We start from the raw sequence: 16,696 nt of genomic DNA on the forward strand, positions 1-16,696 counted from the left end.
GCGGCCCTGCCTGTTTTCGGGGCTGCCTGTTTTCGGGGCTGCCGGTTTGCGGGATCTTTGCCCCGTTTCCGGAATCACCGGATCCGGTGTGCTCGTTGACGCAGGACATGACTTCTCTGCGCAAGCTCGGCTCCTCCGACCTGGAGGTCTTCCCCCTCGCCCTCGGCGGCAACGTCTTCGGCTGGACCGCCGACCAGGACACCTCCTTCGCCGTCCTCGACGCCTACACGGCGGCGGGCGGCAACTTCGTCGACACCGCCGACTCCTACTCCGCGTGGGTCGACGGCAACAGCGGCGGAGAGTCCGAGACCCTCATCGGCAAGTGGCTCGCCGCCCGCGGCAACCGCGGCGACGTCGTCCTCGCCACCAAGGTCAGCCAGCACCCCGAGTACCCGGGACTGACCGCCGCGAACATCAAGGCCGCCGCCGACGCCTCACTGCGGCGCCTGGGCACCGACCACATCGACCTCTACTACACCCACTTCGACAAGCCCGAGGTGCCGGTGGAGGAGATCATCGGCGCGCTCGACGAGCTGGTGAAGGCGGGCAAGGTCCGGCACATCGCCGCCTCCAACATCTCCGCCGAGCGGCTCGCGGCCTCCCTCGCCTTCTCCGACCGCGAGGGCCTCGCCCGCTACGTGGCCCTCCAGCCCCACTACAACCTGGTCTCGCGTGACACCTACGAGGGTGAGCCGCGTGACCTCGCCGAACGGGCCGGCCTGGCCGCCGTGCCGTACTACTCCCTCGCGTCCGGCTTCCTCACGGGCAAGTACCGGCCCGGTGCGGCGGTCGACAGCCCGCGGGCCGGCGGTGCCGCCAAGCACCTGGAGACCGAGCGCGGCAGGCGGGTCCTCGCGGCACTGGACGAGATCGCCCAAGCCCACGACGCGCCCGTCGCCACGGTCGCCCTGGCCTGGCTGGCCGCGCAGCCGACGGTGGCCGCGCCGATCGCGTCCGCGCGCACGGTGGAGCAGTTGCCGGCGCTGCTGGGCGTGGCGGAGCTGAGCCTGACGGAGGACGAGGTCGGAAGGCTCACACAGGCGTCGGCCTGAGTGCCCGGGGCGGCCCTACGCGCGGTGGGGGTGGGTGGGCGCGGAGTACGGGTTGTACGGGAGGGGCGGGCCCTGGGGGCCGTGCGGGCCGCGGGGGGCGTGCACGGCTGGTGCGGGGTACGGCGTGGGGGCCGGCGCCGGGTGGCGGTGGGCGGACGCGTACGTCCCGTACGTCGCGTGTGTTCCGTGCGTCGCGTGCGTCGCGTGCGTCCCGTACGGGTACTCCGCGTGCGGTGGTGCCCCGTAGGGATGGGCCCCGTGCGGTGGTGCCCCGTAGGGATGGGCCCCGTGCGGTGGTGCCCCGTAGGGATGGGCCCCGTACGGAAGCGCCCAGGGTGGTGCGGTCACCGGTGCGGGCCGTGCCGTGGCCCGGGCCGCGTAGTCCAGTGCCGGGCGGGCCACGGCGCGCCGGTGCCACAGGGCGTCCAGCAGTTCCCGTTCCCGTACGGCGTAGTCGGCGCCCGCCCTGCCCCGGAGCCCGCGCCGGCGCAGGAACGCGAGCGAGGTCGCGAACGCCTCGTACCGCGCCACCGCCCGCGCCGCCTCCTTCCCGGCGTGCCGGCGGGCGTGCTGACGGGCGATCCGGCGGGCGCGCATCGAGCCGAGCGCGTACGGCTCCGTCGGCGCCAGCCACCCGGCCACGACGTACACGGGCAGCTCGGCGCGCACGGTGCCCAGTTCGCGCTGCCGGGTCCGGATCACCAGCCAGGTCAGCAGGCCGAAGGAGGGCACCATGACCGCTCCGTACACGGCGAAGAAGCCGTACTCGCCGAACGCGGCCGAGCCGTTCCACAGGGCGTGCACGCCCATCGCCAGCAGCAGGCCGGCCAGGGGGAGCAGGGCGCGCCGCAGGCGGTGACGGCCCGTGGAGAGCGCGGCGATGCCGAAGCCGATGCCGGTGAGCACGGTGAACAGCGGGTGGGCGAACGGCGACATCACGATGCGGACGAAGAAGGTCGCCGCGGTGACGGAGGCGATGCCGCTGCCGCCGGTGAGCTGGTCGGTGCCGAAGGCGTTGCCCAGGTAGAGGATGTTCTCGGTGAAGGCGAAGCCGGTGGCGGTGACGCCGGCTATGACGACGCCGTCGACGATGCCGGTGAAGTCCTTCCTGCGGAAGAGGAAGACCAGAAGGACGGCGGCGGCCTTGGCGGACTCCTCGACCACCGGGGCTATGACCGTGGCGCCCAGGGTGTCCGCGCCGGCAGGGTCGGCGGTGGCCGTCGCCAGCCATCTCGTCGCGAAGCTGTTGGCGACGATCGCTATCAGCGCCGCCGCGCAGGCGCCCCAGGCGAAGCAGAACAGCAGGTTCCGCCAGGGCCCGGGCGCCACCCGGTCCAGCCAGCGGAAGGCGGCGATGAGCAGCGGCACGGGCAGGACCGCGAGGCCGAGCCCCACCAGGAACCCCCGCGTGCCGGTCTGTTCGCGCACCAGGGCCAGGATCACCAGGCCGGAGAGCGAGAGCAGGGTGATCAGCGCGCCGTGACGTACCCAGGTGCGCTGCCACCAGTGCGGATGCGTATGCGTCCGCGCCGGCGGACGCGTCGGATACGGGGGACAGGTGGCCACGGCATGGACCCTAACCGGTGGGGGGCAGCTCCTCGTGCTGATCGCGATGCTGATCGTGATGCTGATCGCGGTGCGGTACGGCCTGCTGTACGCGGCGGAAGAGCAAGTCGTTCACCACATGACCCTTGTCCAGACCCTGGCCCTCGAAACGGGTCAGCGGCCGGTGGGCGGGGCGCGGTGCGAAACCGCCGCCCGGCACGGTGTTCTCGAAGCCGGGGTGCGCGGTGAGGACCTCGAGCATCTGCTCCGCGTACGGCTCCCAGTCGGTGGCGCAGTGCACGACGGCCCCCGGCGCGAGGCGGGCCGCGGCCAGGCTCAGGAACTCCGGCTGGATCAGGCGGCGCTTGTGGTGCCGCTTCTTGGGCCAGGGGTCGGGGAAGTAGACGCGCAGACCGGCGAGGGAGCCGGGGGCGAGCATCTCGCGCAGGAGGATGATCGCGTCGCCGTTGCCCACCCGGATGTTGGAGAGCCGGTGCCGCTCCGCGAGACCCAGCAGGTTGCCCTGGCCGGGGGTGTGGACGTCCACGGCGAGGATGTTGGTGTCCGGGTCGGCGGCGGCCATCCGGGCGGTGGCCTCGCCCATGCCGAAGCCGATCTCCAGGACGACGGGGCGGGCGTTCCCGAACAGCTCGCCGAGGTCGATGACCCGCTGACCGTCGATGTCCAGGCCCCACATGGGCCACAGCCGCTGCAGTGCGTCCGCCTGCCCGGCGGTCACCCGGCTCCGCCGGGGCTGGAAACTCCGGATCCGCCGTTCGAAGTGCGACCCGGCGGGATCGGCCTTCGGCCCGTCCGGGAAACGGGGCTCGCCCTTGGTACGGGTGTGCCGAAGGGACGCACCGGTGTGCGGTGCGGCGGACCGGGGAGCTTCGGGGGCGTGGTGGAAGTCAGACACAATGCGTCAATTTTACGGCCACCGGTCGGCGGGACCGCGGGCAGTCACCTGCCGCCCCGTGGCCCGCACCGCCCCGTGGCCCGCACCGCCCCGTGGCCCGCACCGCCCCGTGGCCCGCACCGCGCCGGGGAACGGGGCCGCCCCGGATCACCGCACCGCTCCCAGCATCGCCAGCGCCCTGCGCGCCACCTCCCGCCCGATCGGCAGTGACGCCGTCGCCGCGGGCGAGGGCGCGTTCAGGACGTGCACCGCGCGCGCCCCCTCACGGATCAGGAAGTCGTCCACCAGCGTCCCGTCCGCCAGGACCGCCTGCGCCCGCACCCCCGCCGGCGCCGCCACCAGGTCCTCCTCCGTCACGCCGGGCAGCAGCCTGCGCACGGCGGTGGTGAACGCCCTCTTCGACAGGGACCGCCGCAGCTCGCCCGCCCCGTACCTCCAGTGCCGCCGGGCTATCCGCCACGAGCCAGGCCAGGTCAGCGTCCCGCCCAGTTCGCCGGGCCGCACCACGCGCCAGCCGTACCCCTCCCGGGCCAGCGCGGGCACCGCGTTGGGCCCGACGTGGACGCCCCCGTCGATGCCGCGGGTCAGATGCACCCCGAGGAAGGGGAACGCCGGGTCCGGCACCGGATACACCAGCCCCCGCACCAGCTCCGGCCGCGCCAGCTCGTAGTACTCGCCCCGGAAGGGGACGATCCGCATGGCCGGGTCGTCCCCGGTCATGCGGGCGACGCGGTCGCAGTGCAGTCCGGCGCAGTTGACCAGGACCCGGGCGCGGATCACCTCCCCGGAGCGGGTGCGCACGGCGACGCCCAGGTCAGGACGCCGGTCGAGGTGCCGCACCTCGGCGCCGTACCGGATCTCCGCGCCCGAGGCCCGGGCGAGCTGCCGGGCGACGGCGACGTAGTCGCAGACGCCGGTCGTGCCGACGTGTATGGCGGCGAGGCCGCGGACCTCCGGCTCGTACCCCGGGATCTGTGCCGCGCCCAGCTCGCGGACCGGTATGCCGTTCTCCCGGCCGCGCTGCACGAGGGCGTGCAGGCGGGGCAGCTCGGAGCGGTCGGTGGCGACGATCAGCTTGCCGGTGACGGCGTGGGCGATGCCGTACTCGGCGCAGAACTTGACCATCTCCGCCGCACCCCGGACCGCGTAGCGCGCCTTGAGCGAGCCCGGGCGGTAGTAGACACCGCTGTGGATGACTCCGCTGTTGCGGCCCGTCTGGTGCCGGGCCGGTCCCGGCTCCTTCTCCAGCACCGTCACACGGGTGCCCGGCGCGGCGCGGGTGACCGCGTACGCCGTCGACAGGCCGACGATTCCGCCGCCGATCACCAGCACGTCGCAGTCGTACGCGACGCCGTGCGCGATGTCCCGCGCGGTCGCGGTCCGCACTCGATCCATCTCCCGGCCCACCTCCCGGCTCCGATAGTGCACTGCGCCACTGACAATGCCCTCAAACCCGGGAGGGGGCGGTGGATCAGGCCGGGGTCACCAGAAGCGGACGGGCGCGCTCCCGCAACTCGACCACGCGCGGTTCGTCGCCGTACGGCTCCAGGCGGTGGAGGAGGTCCTTCACGTACTCGGTGGTGCGGGCCGAGGAGATGCGGCCGGCGACCTCGACCGCCCGCACGCCCTGCTCGCAGGCGGCGTCCAGGTTGCCCGACTCCAGCTCGGCCACCGCCGAGACGACGAGCCTCAGGCCGTGCGAGCGTACGAACTCCTCCGTCGGTTTCGACAGGGCCTGCTCGGTGAAGCGGCGGACCTGGCGTGGTGCCTTCAGGTCGCGGTAGCACTCGGCCGCGTCGGCCGCGAACCGGTCGTAGGAGTAGAAACCCAGCCAGATCGGGTCGCTGTCGCCCGGGCGGGCGCGCTCCAGCCAGCTCTCGGCGGCCTTGAGGGACGCCCCGGCCGCCGGTGCGTCACCCGCGCGTGCGTGCGCGCGGGCCTCGACCAGGCGGAAGAAGCTCATGGTGCGGGCCGTGGCCAGGCCGCGGTTGCGTTCGAGCGCGGCCTGGGCGAGGTCCACGCCCTCGTCGCCGAAGCCGCGGTAGGTCGCCTGGAGGGACATGGAGGCGAGGACGTAGCCGCCCAGGGGCACGTCGGCCGCCGCGCGGGCCAGGCGCAGGGCCTGGATGTAGTAGCGCTGGGCCGCCTCCTGCTGGCCGGTGTCGAAGGCCATCCAGCCGGCCAGGCGGGTCAGCTCGGCCGAGGCGCCGAACAGCGCGCGGCCTACCTCGTCGGAGTAGGAGCCGAGGAGCAGCGGGGCCGCCTCGACGCGTAAACACTCGGGGACCATGGAGGAACGCCAGTCGCCGCCCCCGTACTTGGAGTCCCAGCGCCGGGCGTCCTCGGCGGCCTCACGCAGCTTCCGCACATCACTGTGGCCGACTTTGAGCGGTGCGCCGGAACCCTCGGCCGGGCTCGCGTCACGCGCCACCGAGCTGTCGGCCGGGGTTATCAGCCATCGCGAGGCGGGCGTCGCGTACGCGCTCACCGCGAACGAACCGGCCAGCGACTGCCAGATGCCGCCGGCGCCGGAGCGGCGGCCGGCGAGGTCGAGACGGTACAGCTCGGTGGCGGACCTGACCGCCTGGCCGACGTCCCGGGGGAAGGCGAGGCCCACTTCGGGGGCGGGGTCCGCGTCCGCCAGGCCGATCTCGTGGAGCGGCACCGGCCGGCCGAGCTTCTGGCCTATGGCGGCCGCGATGAGGTGGGGCGCGGCACCCTGCGGCACCATGCCCTTCGACACCCAGCGCGCCACCGACGTCTTGTCGTAGCGAAGCGTCAACCCGCGTTGGGCGCCGAGGTCGTTGACGCGCCGGGCGAGTCCTGCGTTGCTGATTCCCGCGAGGGCGAGAACGGCGCCGAGTTTTTCGTTCGGCCCGCGTTGCTCCCTGGACATGCGCCACCCCTCGACACAGACGGCTGCCGCGCTGGCATAACCACGCGGCATTCGTAAACCCAGCGTAGTTCGCCGGATCCCATGCGTTAAGAGGCATTGTTCCGGATGGCGGGATTGTGGTCCGTACCGAAGCGCGGCGTCCGCACGGTCCGTTGCCACGTGCTCCCAGTGTGTGGCCGTGCGCCCGCCCGTGCGCTCTTCTCCGGCCACCGGGGGAGCGGTTCCATGGGTGTGCGTGGGTCGGCCCGCTGTACTGGATCCAGTGGGCTGGGGGACACCGCCGCCTACATCCCCGCGGGCGGCGGACCGGTCCGGGGGGCGTGCCTCGCCTCCCGGACCGCGCACCGCCGTTCGATGCGCAAAGCCTGTACGGAGCGTGTTCGAACGTGTCCGCGTGGCGCCGATTTGGCTGAAAATCGATCCCGGTATTTCCGGGGTACCACGGCCCTCACCATGGGAGTTGAGGGCGCGTTGGGTAGCCAAGGGGCGCGTTGCGGGGGCGCATTCGCGTCGTCTTCGCCCCCTCCGATGGGGTGCGGAGGGACAGTTGACGTCCTCGCGTGAATCTCCGCGGGGGCGCATTCCCGGGAGCACACGCGGCTCCGCCGATGCTCTGCGGCGCGCCCTTCATGGCAGCATGGGACCAGTTCGTACGGTGCACTGGTTGTCCCCAGCCTGTGGAGGCGTCGATGCGGTGGTTGGTGGGGTGGAGCAGCGCCGCCGTGGGAGCAGCGGGGATCGCCGGGGCGAACGGCTCCGCGGGTGCCACCGGCTACGACGGCGAGACCGTGCAGCCCGTGGGCGCCCAGCCGTTGTGGGGCGACCCCGATCCGCTGTGGGCCGTCGGCGACTGGCGCCCCGACGAGGTGCGCGTCGTCACGGCCGATGCGCAGACCCGGATCGCCGTCCTCGGCATCTGCGGCGCGACCGACGAGCAACTGCGGGTCGGACTGTTCGCCGCGCGCGGTGGAGCCCTCCGGCACCTGACGGCGTGGCCCGGCAGCTACACGGCCGTCGTCCAGGTGGGCCGGCGGATCACCGTCTGCGGCGATCTCGCGGGCGTACGGCCGGTGTTCCACACTCCTTGGGAGGGCGGCACGGCGTACGCGACGGCCGCCCTGCCCCTGGCCGACCTCGTCGAGGCCAACCTCGACTTCGGGCACCTCGCCGCGCTGCTCGCCGCGCCCGACGTGCCGGCCGCGCTGGACGACTCCACCCCGTACGACGGCGTGAAACGCATTCCGCCGGGGCATGCGCTGATCCTGCGCGCCGGGGCGCGGGAGATCGCCGGGTACGAGCCGGTGGCCTCGCTCGCCGTGGCGGCGCCCTCGGCCGACCCCGACCGGGCGGTGGACGGCGTGCGGGACGCCCTGGTGGAGGCGGTGCGTACGCGTCTCGCCGCGCCCCGACACGTGCCCGGGGACGGCATCGACCCCGGCCCGGTCCCGGGCATGGGACCGGCGGAACGGCGCGCCGCGCGCGGGATGCCGGTGCCGGGGATCGGCGCCGACCTGTCCGGCGGACCGGCCTCGGGGACGCTGGCGCTGCTGGCCGCCGGGCTGCCGGGGATGCCGGGGACCGTGCTCGGGCACGGCACGGGCGCGGGGGAGCGGCTGCTGGCCGTCACCTTCAACGACCTCGCCGTCGGCGGCCAGGAGGCCGAACTGGAGCGGGCGGGCGCTCTCGCGGCCAACCCGCGGTTGCACCACGTGGTGGTCACCGGCGGCGAGGACGTGCTGCCGTACGCCGCGCTGGACGGGCCGCTGACGGACGAACCGGGTTCCGTGCTGGTGGCGGCGGCGCGGCACCGGGCGCGGCTGGCGGCGGGCAGTGCGGACCACTTCACCGGGTACGGGGCACGGCAGGTGCTGGACGCCCATCCGGCGCGGCTGGCCGACCTGCTGATGGACCGCAAGCGGCGCCACCTCGTACGGCCCGTCGCCGCCCTGGCCAAGGCCGACGGGTCGGTGCTGGTCCCCGCGCGCGTGTACGCCGCGGCGCGGCGGCTGGCGCGTACCCCTTACCGCACCGGGCTCGAGGTGCTCGCCGAGCGGCTGCTGCGCCGGCGCTTCGACACGCCGGGAGACGGCCGCGGGGCCATGGAGGCGTCGCTCGCCGTGCTGACCTGGGCGGGGCCGGGGCCGGCGGCGCGGTGGCTGACCGGAGAGGCGCTGGCTGAAGTATCGGTTCGCCTGCAGACGTCCTCCCAGCGGTCCGGGGTGGGACCGGGGCAGCGGCCGGGCGACTTCCGCGCGCGTGCGTCGCTGGCGCGGCAGGCCGCGGACGTGCGGGTGCTGGAGCAGGCCACCGAGATCCGCTTCCAGCGGCTGCACACCCCGTTCCTCGACAACCAGGTCGTCCGCGCGTGCCGCGCGCTGCCGGAGGCACTGCGGGTGCAGCCGGGCGCGCGGGCGGCGATTTTGCGGACGGTGCTGGAGGGGGCGGGGGTGAGCGAGCTGCCGAGCGGCTGGGGCGCGCCCACGCAGGCGCTGGCGGCCTCCGCCGCGCGGACCGGGCTGCGGGTCGCCGCGGACTCCCTGCTGGGGCTGTTCGACACGCCGCTGCTCGCGGAGGCGGGGCTGGTGGAGGCGCGGGTGGTACGCAAGGCGGTGCGCGCGGCGGCCGCGGGCGAGGCGCTGCCGCTGGACGGACTGGCCGACCTGGTCTCCCTGGAACTGTGGCTCCGCCGCCTCCTGGCCCGCCGCGGCACCTGCTGGACCGGCACCCCGGCCCGCCAGCGCGCGGTACCCGCGGGCATCGCGCCGCAGCGGGGGGCGCTGGGCGGGGCGGGGACGGTTGTTCGGCGGGGGTGACGTAGGGCCTTCGGCGGGGGTGCGGTCATCCGTGGCAACGTGCCGCCACGCGGTCATAGCGCTCAGCCGTACGGGGAAGGGGAAGCAGAACGTGCCCCGTCTCCGCAGGTGCTGAGCGAGACGCGCACAGTGTGCGGCCCGCCCCGCCCCGGCCTACCCCGCCCTGGCCTGTTCCGGCCCGCCCCGGCCTACCCCGCCCTGGCCCGTTCCGGCCCGCCCCGGCTCTGCCCGCCGCGCCCGGCCGCCCGCGCGACGGCGCAGCGAGCGTCGGCTCACGCCGGTCGCGACCGCAGGCCCTCCAGCAGGATGTCGAGCAGCCGTGCCGCCGCCGCCGCCTGCTGCGCCGCGTCCGGCAGCGAGGGCGCCGCCGTGGCTATCACCAGCAGCACGTCCGACACCGACACCTCCGGCCGCAGCTCGCCCGCCGACCGCGCCCGCTCCACGAGCCGGCCCACGACGTCCAGCAGCTCCGCCGCCCCGTCGTCGCCCCCCACGGAAACCGGCCCACCAGCCGACGCACCCGTCGGCGCGGGCTCCTCGGACACCAGCCGCAGCTCGCCGGAGCCCGGCTGTATCCGCTGCGGCGGCACCCGCGGCTCACCGGCCGCGGCACCGCCGTCGCCGTCGTCGGACACCCCGACCCGCAGCACCTGCGGCGGCAGCAGCCGCCCGGCGCCCGAGGCCACCGACGTCCGCAGGAAGCGCGACAGCGCCGACCACGGCTCGTCCTCCTCCCCGAGCGCCGCCCGGGCCTGGTCGGTCAACCGGGCCGTCTCCTCCTCGGCTATCCGCCGCACCAGGACGTCCTTGCTCGGGAAGCGCCGGTACACCGTGCCGACACCGACCCGCGCGCGCCGTGCCACGTCCTCCATCGGCGCTCCGTACCCCAGCTCGCCGAAGACCTCGCGCGCCGCACGCAGCACGTGCTCCAGATTGCGCTGGGCGTCCACGCGCAGCGGTGCGCTCCGCGCTCCGTCCCCGCGTACGCCGCCCGCACCCGCGCTCATCGCGCCACCGGGCGCGACAACGGACGCGGACGACCAATGAGAGTCCTGAACATGCATGACAATCCCCCGGTAATGACGTCTCCCCCCGGAGACTCTCCCCGCCATCGAAAGCCGGAGTGCGCGGGAACAGGCCCGGTCCTGCGGCCCGCCCGTCGCGGACCCGTCGAGCACATCCCCCTACACCCCGTGGGAAAGAACATAGTTGAGCGGGAGTCAATTCAGAAGAGGCACGTTCCGCACGGAGCGCCCCCCGATCGGAGTACGGATCGCATACGTCCCGAATGTGCCGCCTTTCGACCCCGCTCCCACCCCCACTGACCTGCGCGACCAGCCCACGCCACGGAGATCCGGCCAAAGCGGCGCCAGCGTGATCTCCGGTCACACAAATCGACGAGCCTGTGGACAAACGCAAGCGTCGGGTGCGTCATGGGATGGTGAAGGAACGTGCGCGCATTCTCGTTGTCGGCGGTGGCTACGTCGGGATGTACACGGCCCTGCGTCTGCAGCGGAACCTGAGAGGCGAACTCCGGCGGGGCGAGGCCGAGATCACGGTCGTCACCCCCGATCCCTACATGACGTACCAGCCGTTCCTCCCCGAGGCGGCGGCCGGGTCCATCTCCCCCCGGCACGTCGTGGTGCCGCTGCGCCGGGTCCTCGACCAGTGCCACATCGTCATCGGCGAGGCGCGGTCCATCGACCACGCGGCACGCACCGCCGCCATCACCACCTTGGCCACCGAGGAGGAAGGCGCGGGCGCCCGACGGCTGACCTACGACGAACTCGTCCTCGCGCCCGGCTCGGTCTCCCGCACCCTGCCCGTCCCCGGCCTCGCCGACCACGGCGTCGGCTTCAAGACCGTCGAGGAGGCCATCGGCCTGCGCAACCACGTCCTCGAGCAGATGGACATCGCCTCCTCCACCCGCGACCCCGCCATCCGCGACGCCGCCCTCACCTTCGTCTTCGTCGGCGGCGGCTACGCGGGCGTGAAGGCCCTCGGCGAGCTCGAGGACATGGCCCGTTACGCCGCGCGGTACTACCACAACGTCACGCCGGACGACATGAAATGGGTCCTCGTCGAGGCCTCGGGCCGCATCCTGCCCGAGGTCGGTGAGGAACTGGGCCGCTACACGGTCACCGAACTGCGCCGCCGCAACATCGACGTACGCCTGGACACGCGCCTGGAGTCCTGCGCGGACCGCGTCGCCGTCCTCAGCGACGGTGCCCGCTTCCCCACCCGTACGGTCGTCTGGACGGCCGGCGTCAAACCCCACCCGGTCCTCGCCGCCACCGACCTCCCCCTCAACGACCGCGGCCGGCTCACCTGCACCCCGCACCTGTCCGTCGACGGCGCCCCGCACGCGTGGTCCGCGGGAGACGCCGCCGCCGTCCCGGACGTCACCGCCTCGAAGCCCGGCCGGGAATGCGCCCCCAACGCCCAGCACGCCGTCCGCCAGGCCAGGGTCCTCGGCGACAACATCGCGCACACCCTGCGCGGCGAGCCCCTCGACACGTACGCGTACAAGTACGCCGGCTCCGTCGCCTCCCTCGGCTTCCACAAAGGCGTCGCCCACGTCTACGGGCGCAAGCTGAAGGGCTACCCCGCGTGGTTCATGCACCGCGCCTACCACCTCAGCCGGGTCCCCACCGTCAACCGCAAGGCGCGCGTGCTGGCCGAATGGGCCCTCGCCGGACTCTTCAAACGGGAGATCGTCTCCCTGGGATCACTCGAACATCCGCGAGCGGAGTTCGAACTCGCGGCCGGTGGAAAGCCTCCTCAGGAACCACCGCGCAACCCGAAGGGGTAGTCCTGACCGGACCCAGGAACTCCCCCGGCCGGTCCGGCGTCTGACGGATGCCGGACCGGTCGGCACCCTGCCAGACTGGTCCACCACCGCGGGCGCGCCGCCGCTCGCCCCGCGCGGCCCCCGGGGCCCCGGCCGGTTCCCGGTCCGTCCCGGTCCCCGGCCGCCGACAACTACACGAGGCAAGGATTCGTGAACTTCACGCGCTGGAGCGCCCGACTCCCCGGAACGCAGCGCCGCGCCGCAGCGCGGACCGACACGACGGTCTCCCCCAACCGGCGGAGCGACGGCTCCGTACCCGCCGCCCGCGCCGAACAGTTGACCGACGAGGCCCCGCCCGTACCCGCCGTCGACGACCTCCCCGTGCGAGACGTCCTCGACCGCGTCCCGGCCCTCGTCGCCCTCGTCCACGGCCCCGACCACCGACTCGCCTACGTCAACGACGCCTACGTAGCGGCATTCGGCATGCGCGACCTGGGCAAACGGGCCCGCGAGGCCCTTCCCGAACTCGACGAGCTGGGCCTCTTCCCGCTCCTGGACCAGGTCCAGCGCAGCGGCAGACCGCGCACCCTGAAGTCCCGCAAGGGCACCGACGGCCGTTCCTACACCTTCACCTGCACCCCGGTCACCGAGGGCGACAGCGACGGCGGCCGCGGCGTACTCGTCTTCGCGACCGACGTCACCGACCACGCCGAGGCCGCGGCCCGCCTGCGCGCGAGCGAGGGCCGCCAGCGCGAGACCGCCGTCACCCTCCAGCGCTCCCTGCTCCCGCAGGAACTGGAGGAACCCGACGACCTGCGCGTCGCCGCCACCTACCACCCCGGCGGCACCGAAGCCGCGGTCGGCGGCGACTGGTACGACGTGATCACCCTCGGCGGTGGCCGCACCGCCCTGGTCATCGGCGACGTCATGGGCAGAGGCGTCCGCGCGGCAGCGGTCATGGGCCAGCTCCGTACGGCGGTCAGGGCCTACGCCCGCCTCGACCTCCCCCCGCACGAGGTGCTCCAACTCCTCGACGGCCTCGCCACCGAGATCGACGCCAACCAGATCGCCACCTGCGTCTACGCCATCCACGACCCGAACGAGGGCCGGCTGGTCTACGCGTCCGCCGGGCACCTGCCCATCCTGGTCCGCGACGAGAACGGCACCGTCCAGCGCGCCGACGAACCCACCGGCCCGCCGCTGGGCACCGGCGGCTGGATGCACTCCTCCGGCACGATCGCCCTGGCCCCCGGCTCCACGGCCGTCCTCTACACCGACGGCCTGGTGGAACGCCGCAACGAAGACCTGGACGAGGGCATCGCCGCCCTGGAGCGCGCCCTGTCCGGCGCGACCGGCGCCCCCCAGGTGATCTGCGACCGCCTGGTCCGCTCGGCGGGCGTCACCCCGGACCACGACGACGACGTGGCCGTACTGGTCCTCCAGCACCCCGCCCGCAAGGGCGCCGAAGCCGAGCGCTTCCGCAACGCCGCGCTGGAACTGCTCGGCGGCGTGGAAGCGGCCCCACGCGCGCGTGCCTTCGCCTCCGGCGTCCTGACGAGCTGGCGTTTCCCCACCGACCTGCACGACCTGGGCGTCCTGGCCACCAGTGAACTGGTCGCCAACTCCCTCCAGCACGGCACGCCCCCCATGCGGCTGCGCCTGCGCCGTACCGACCGCCGCCTGATCGTCGAGGTCACCGACGGCGACGACCACCTGCCCAGACGCCGCCGCGCCGAGGCCGGGGACGAGTCCGGCCGGGGCATCGCGATCGTGGCGACGATCGCCTCCAACTGGGGGTCCAGGCGCACACCCGGAGGCGGCAAGGCGGTCTGGTGCGAATTCGTCCTGCCGAAACCGTGATCCACGGAGCCGTGACGGGTGCGGGACCCGTCACGGCCTCGCTCACGCCTCCGCGGCCGCCACCGCGTCGGCCGGCGCTCCGCTCTGCGTGACCACCCGGCTCCCGGCGAGCGACGGCTGGTTCTGTACGTCCGTGAGCTGTCGCCCCAGCCGCACCGCCAGCACCGTAATGCCCAACGAGAACAACAGGAACGCCACGATGTACGGCGCGTGCAGCGAGGCCCCGAGCGGCCCGCCCACCGCCGGCCCGATCGCCAGCGCGAGCTGCTTCACCAGGGCGAAGGCGGAGTTGTACTGCCCGGCCAGCCCGGGCGGCGCAAGATCCGCCACCAGCGGCGCCACCGTCGGCGACAGCAGCGCCTCCCCCAGCCCGAACAGCGCGTACGTCGAGATGAAGGCGGCCGTCGCCATAGTCTGGCTGCCGTGCCCGAGCCCGGCGTACCCGGCCACGGCCCACGCCACGGCCCAGATCAGACCGACCGCGGCGATCACGCGCGACCGCTTCCGCCGCTCCACGAACTTGAGCACCGCGAACTGCGCGACCACGATCACCAGCGTGTTCGCCGCCAGTGCGGTACCCAGAGCGGACGTGGAGATTCCGGCCGCCTCGACGCCGTACGCGCTCAGCCCCGACTCGAACTGCCCGTAGCAGGCGAAGAACAGCACGAACCCGAGTACGCAGAGCTGCACCATGGCCCGGTTGCCGAGCAACTGCTTCCAGCTACCCCCGGCGGACTGCCCCAAGGCCGCCTCCATACGCGGCGCACGGGGTGCGCGCACCGTCGCCATCACCGCGACGAGCAGCAGGAACATCGCCGCCTCGATCGCGAACAGCAGGGTGAAGGACGCGGCGCTCGAGGTGTCGACGAGATGACCGCCGATGAGCCCGCCGACGCCGAGCCCCAGGTTCTGCAGGAAGAACTGCGTCGCGAACGCCCGCGACCGCGTCTCGGACGACGAACAGTCCACGATCATCGTCGCCAGCGCGGGCTGCATCACGGCCTGCCCCGCACCCAGCGCGGCGGCGGACATCAGCACGGTGGCCGCCGAGGCCGACAGCCCCAGGCTCAGCGCGCCGAGCGCGGCGGTGACCAGGGCGGCGAGGAGTACCGGCAGCGGGCCCCGCCGGACGATGGCCCGCCCGGCGAACGGCAGCACGATCAACGCGGCCACGGCGAAGACGGCGAGCACGAGGCCCGCCGTGACAGAACCGAGTCCCCGTACCTGCGCCACGTAGACGTACAGGTAGGGGACGGTGAAGCCGAGCCCGAACGCGCTGAGTGCGTTGCCCACGTGAATCCGGCGCATCGCTGCGCCCATTGCCCTGGTCACGTTCACCCTCTCTTGGGTCGATGCTCCATCCGTTAGGAGTGAAGACTTAGAAGCTAAAGTTCGAAGCTAAAGAGTACACAGCGAAGGACTTCAAGGCAAAGGACCCGCGTGCCATACTGCGGCCATGGGCGACACCTCCGGCGCCGGCGAGCCGACACTCGAAGAACAGATCGCCGCCTACCAGCGCGAGTTCCAGGACCTCGACCCGCAGGTCGAGAAGATCGTCTCGGCACTGTCCCGCCTCAACCGCCGCATGAACGTCGCGTACGGCCGGCAGACCGCCGGGCTGGGCATCAGCAACACCGACTGGGAGGTACTGAAGGCGCTCGTCCTCTCCGGCGCCCCCTACCGGCTCGGCCCGGGAGACCTGGCCAAGCGCCTCGGGCTGACCCCGGCTGCGATGACCCACCGCATCGACCGCATGGTGGGGGAAGGGCTCGTCACCCGGGACCGCGACGAGTCCAACCGGGTCCGCGTCATCGTCGAGCTGACGGCGGAGGGGCGCGAGAAGTGGCTGGAGGCCATGCGCCTCGCCACGGTCTTCGAGGAGGACCTGCTCCAGGACCTCTCGGCGGACGACCGGACCGCACTGGGCGACGTCCTCACCCGCCTCCTGCGCAGGGTGGAGCACGCCCAGCCGGACGCAGGCGGCCGGCTCAGCGATCTCGATTAAAGATCTTGACAGGCTCCCTTGACAGCCCCCTGAGGGATACGTAAGGTTCTTCGGGTTGCCACGGGGCCGTAACGGTTCTGCGGCAGCACCTCCCGCCGCATCAGCGGCAACCAAACCACCAGCACGATCTCCCAGTGGGAATGGTTTCGGCGTGTCCGAATTCAATTCTGATTGGGGCTCGGCAGTCCGATCGACCTCGATTGGGAATCGCCGAGAAGGTCCGCTAAGGTTTGAGACGTCGGAACGGCCCAACAGCCGGGAAGACAACCCCCTCTGACGGGGAATCGGAGCCCGAAAGGATCTGATAGAGTCGGAGCCGCCGGAAAGGGAAACGCGAAAGCGGGAACCTGGAAAGCACCGAGGAAATCGGATCGGAAAGATCTGATAGAGTCGGAAACGCAAGACCGAAGGGAAGCGCCCGGAGGAAAGCCTGAGAGAGTCTCTCGGGTGAGTACAAAGGAAGCGTCCGTTCCTTGAGAACTCAACAGCGTGCCAAAAGTCAACGCCAGATATGTTGATACCCCGACCTGATCGGATCACTGATCGGGTTGAGGTTCCTTTGAAACACAACAGCGAGGACGCTGTGAACGGTCGGATTATTCCTCCGACTGTTCCGCTCCCGTGATGTAAAGCATTCACGGAGAGTTTGATCCTGGCTCAGGACGAACGCTGGCGGCGTGCTTAACACATGCAAGTCGAACGATGAACCACTTCGGTGGGGATTAGTGGCGAACGGGTGAGTAACACGTGGGCAATCTGCCCTGCACTCTGGGACAAGCCCTGGAAACGGGGTCTAATACCGGATACTGATCCTCACG

Annotated in this window: 11 protein-coding genes and 1 rRNA gene (1 of these 12 running past the window's edge); 6 read left to right on the forward strand and 6 right to left on the reverse strand. The window is 72.7% G+C overall.

Annotated elements, in window-relative coordinates:
* Positions 1–107: 107 nt before the first annotated feature.
* Positions 108–1,052, forward strand: coding sequence for an aldo/keto reductase (locus B1H29_RS19715; protein WP_055421961.1), 945 nt, complete (start codon positions 108–110; stop codon positions 1,050–1,052).
* Positions 1,053–1,067: 15 nt separating this feature from the next.
* Here the strand turns inward: B1H29_RS19715 and B1H29_RS19720 are convergent, their stop codons facing one another.
* From B1H29_RS19720 to B1H29_RS19735, 4 genes are all read right to left on the reverse strand, one after another.
* Positions 1,068–2,618 carry a PrsW family intramembrane metalloprotease gene (locus B1H29_RS19720; protein WP_055421960.1) on the reverse strand — a complete coding sequence of 517 codons (1,551 nt, stop codon included), beginning with the start codon at positions 2,616–2,618 and terminating at the stop codon, positions 1,068–1,070.
* A 10-nt stretch (positions 2,619–2,628) separates the two neighbouring features.
* Positions 2,629–3,513: a tRNA (guanosine(46)-N7)-methyltransferase TrmB gene (trmB, locus tag B1H29_RS19725; protein WP_079160326.1), complete on the reverse strand. Its 885-nt coding sequence runs from the start codon at positions 3,511–3,513 to the stop codon at positions 2,629–2,631.
* Positions 3,514–3,660: 147 nt separating this feature from the next.
* Positions 3,661–4,908, reverse strand: a complete 1,248-nt coding sequence (gene lhgO, locus B1H29_RS19730; protein WP_055422165.1) for an L-2-hydroxyglutarate oxidase — start codon at positions 4,906–4,908, stop codon at positions 3,661–3,663.
* Between the two features lie 76 nt (positions 4,909–4,984).
* A complete protein-coding gene (locus B1H29_RS19735) occupies positions 4,985–6,409 on the reverse strand; it encodes a hypothetical protein (protein WP_055421958.1) in 1,425 nt (474 codons plus the stop codon).
* Positions 6,410–7,098: 689 nt separating this feature from the next.
* Here B1H29_RS19735 and B1H29_RS19740 point away from each other — a divergent pair.
* Complete coding sequence (locus B1H29_RS19740; RefSeq protein WP_055421957.1) at positions 7,099–9,222, forward strand: asparagine synthase-related protein; 2,124 nt, start codon at positions 7,099–7,101, stop codon at positions 9,220–9,222.
* A gap of 272 nt (positions 9,223–9,494) precedes the next feature.
* Here B1H29_RS19740 and B1H29_RS19745 read toward each other — a convergent pair whose 3' ends face one another.
* Entirely contained in the window at positions 9,495–10,286 is a 792-nt protein-coding gene (locus tag B1H29_RS19745) for a TetR/AcrR family transcriptional regulator (RefSeq protein ID WP_063787567.1), read from the reverse strand.
* A 374-nt stretch (positions 10,287–10,660) separates the two neighbouring features.
* Here B1H29_RS19745 and B1H29_RS19750 point away from each other — a divergent pair, with 374 nt between their 5' ends.
* Positions 10,661–12,034, forward strand: a complete 1,374-nt coding sequence (locus tag B1H29_RS19750) for an NAD(P)/FAD-dependent oxidoreductase (protein ID WP_055421955.1) — start codon at positions 10,661–10,663, stop codon at positions 12,032–12,034.
* 189 nt (positions 12,035–12,223) lie between these two features.
* Entirely contained in the window at positions 12,224–13,873 is a 1,650-nt protein-coding gene (locus B1H29_RS19755; RefSeq protein ID WP_055421954.1) for an ATP-binding SpoIIE family protein phosphatase, read from the forward strand.
* Positions 13,874–13,915: 42 nt separating this feature from the next.
* On the opposite strand, the gene B1H29_RS19760 is transcribed toward B1H29_RS19755, so the two are convergent.
* Positions 13,916–15,193, reverse strand: coding sequence for an MFS transporter (locus B1H29_RS19760; RefSeq protein ID WP_055421953.1), 1,278 nt, complete (start codon positions 15,191–15,193; stop codon positions 13,916–13,918).
* 136 nt (positions 15,194–15,329) lie between these two features.
* Here B1H29_RS19760 and B1H29_RS19765 point away from each other — a divergent pair, with 136 nt between their 5' ends.
* Together B1H29_RS19765 and B1H29_RS19775 are read left to right on the forward strand one after the other, a co-directional pair.
* Positions 15,330–15,878: a MarR family winged helix-turn-helix transcriptional regulator gene (locus B1H29_RS19765; RefSeq protein WP_055421952.1), complete on the forward strand. Its 549-nt coding sequence runs from the start codon at positions 15,330–15,332 to the stop codon at positions 15,876–15,878.
* A gap of 634 nt (positions 15,879–16,512) precedes the next feature.
* Positions 16,513–16,696, forward strand: a 16S ribosomal RNA gene (locus tag B1H29_RS19775); it runs 1,343 nt beyond the window's last position.

The organism is Streptomyces pactum, from assembly GCF_002005225.1.
Lineage (GTDB): Bacteria > Actinomycetota > Actinomycetes > Streptomycetales > Streptomycetaceae > Streptomyces > Streptomyces pactum_A.

Excerpts from the sequence above, each read along its gene's own strand:
- B1H29_RS19715 (WP_055421961.1), top strand. The coding sequence starts at position 108 with ATGACTTCTCTGCGCAAGCTCGGCTCCTCCGACCTGGAGGTCTTCCCC.
- lhgO (WP_055422165.1), bottom strand. The coding sequence starts at position 4,908 with ATGGATCGAGTGCGGACCGCGACCGCGCGGGACATCGCGCACGGCGTC.
- B1H29_RS19735 (WP_055421958.1), bottom strand. The coding sequence starts at position 6,409 with ATGTCCAGGGAGCAACGCGGGCCGAACGAAAAACTCGGCGCCGTTCTC.
- B1H29_RS19740 (WP_055421957.1), top strand. The coding sequence starts at position 7,099 with ATGCGGTGGTTGGTGGGGTGGAGCAGCGCCGCCGTGGGAGCAGCGGGG.
- B1H29_RS19745 (WP_063787567.1), bottom strand. The coding sequence starts at position 10,286 with ATGCATGTTCAGGACTCTCATTGGTCGTCCGCGTCCGTTGTCGCGCCC.
- B1H29_RS19750 (WP_055421955.1), top strand. The coding sequence starts at position 10,661 with ATGGTGAAGGAACGTGCGCGCATTCTCGTTGTCGGCGGTGGCTACGTC.
- B1H29_RS19760 (WP_055421953.1), bottom strand. The coding sequence starts at position 15,193 with ATGGGCGCAGCGATGCGCCGGATTCACGTGGGCAACGCACTCAGCGCG.
- B1H29_RS19765 (WP_055421952.1), top strand. The coding sequence starts at position 15,330 with ATGGGCGACACCTCCGGCGCCGGCGAGCCGACACTCGAAGAACAGATC.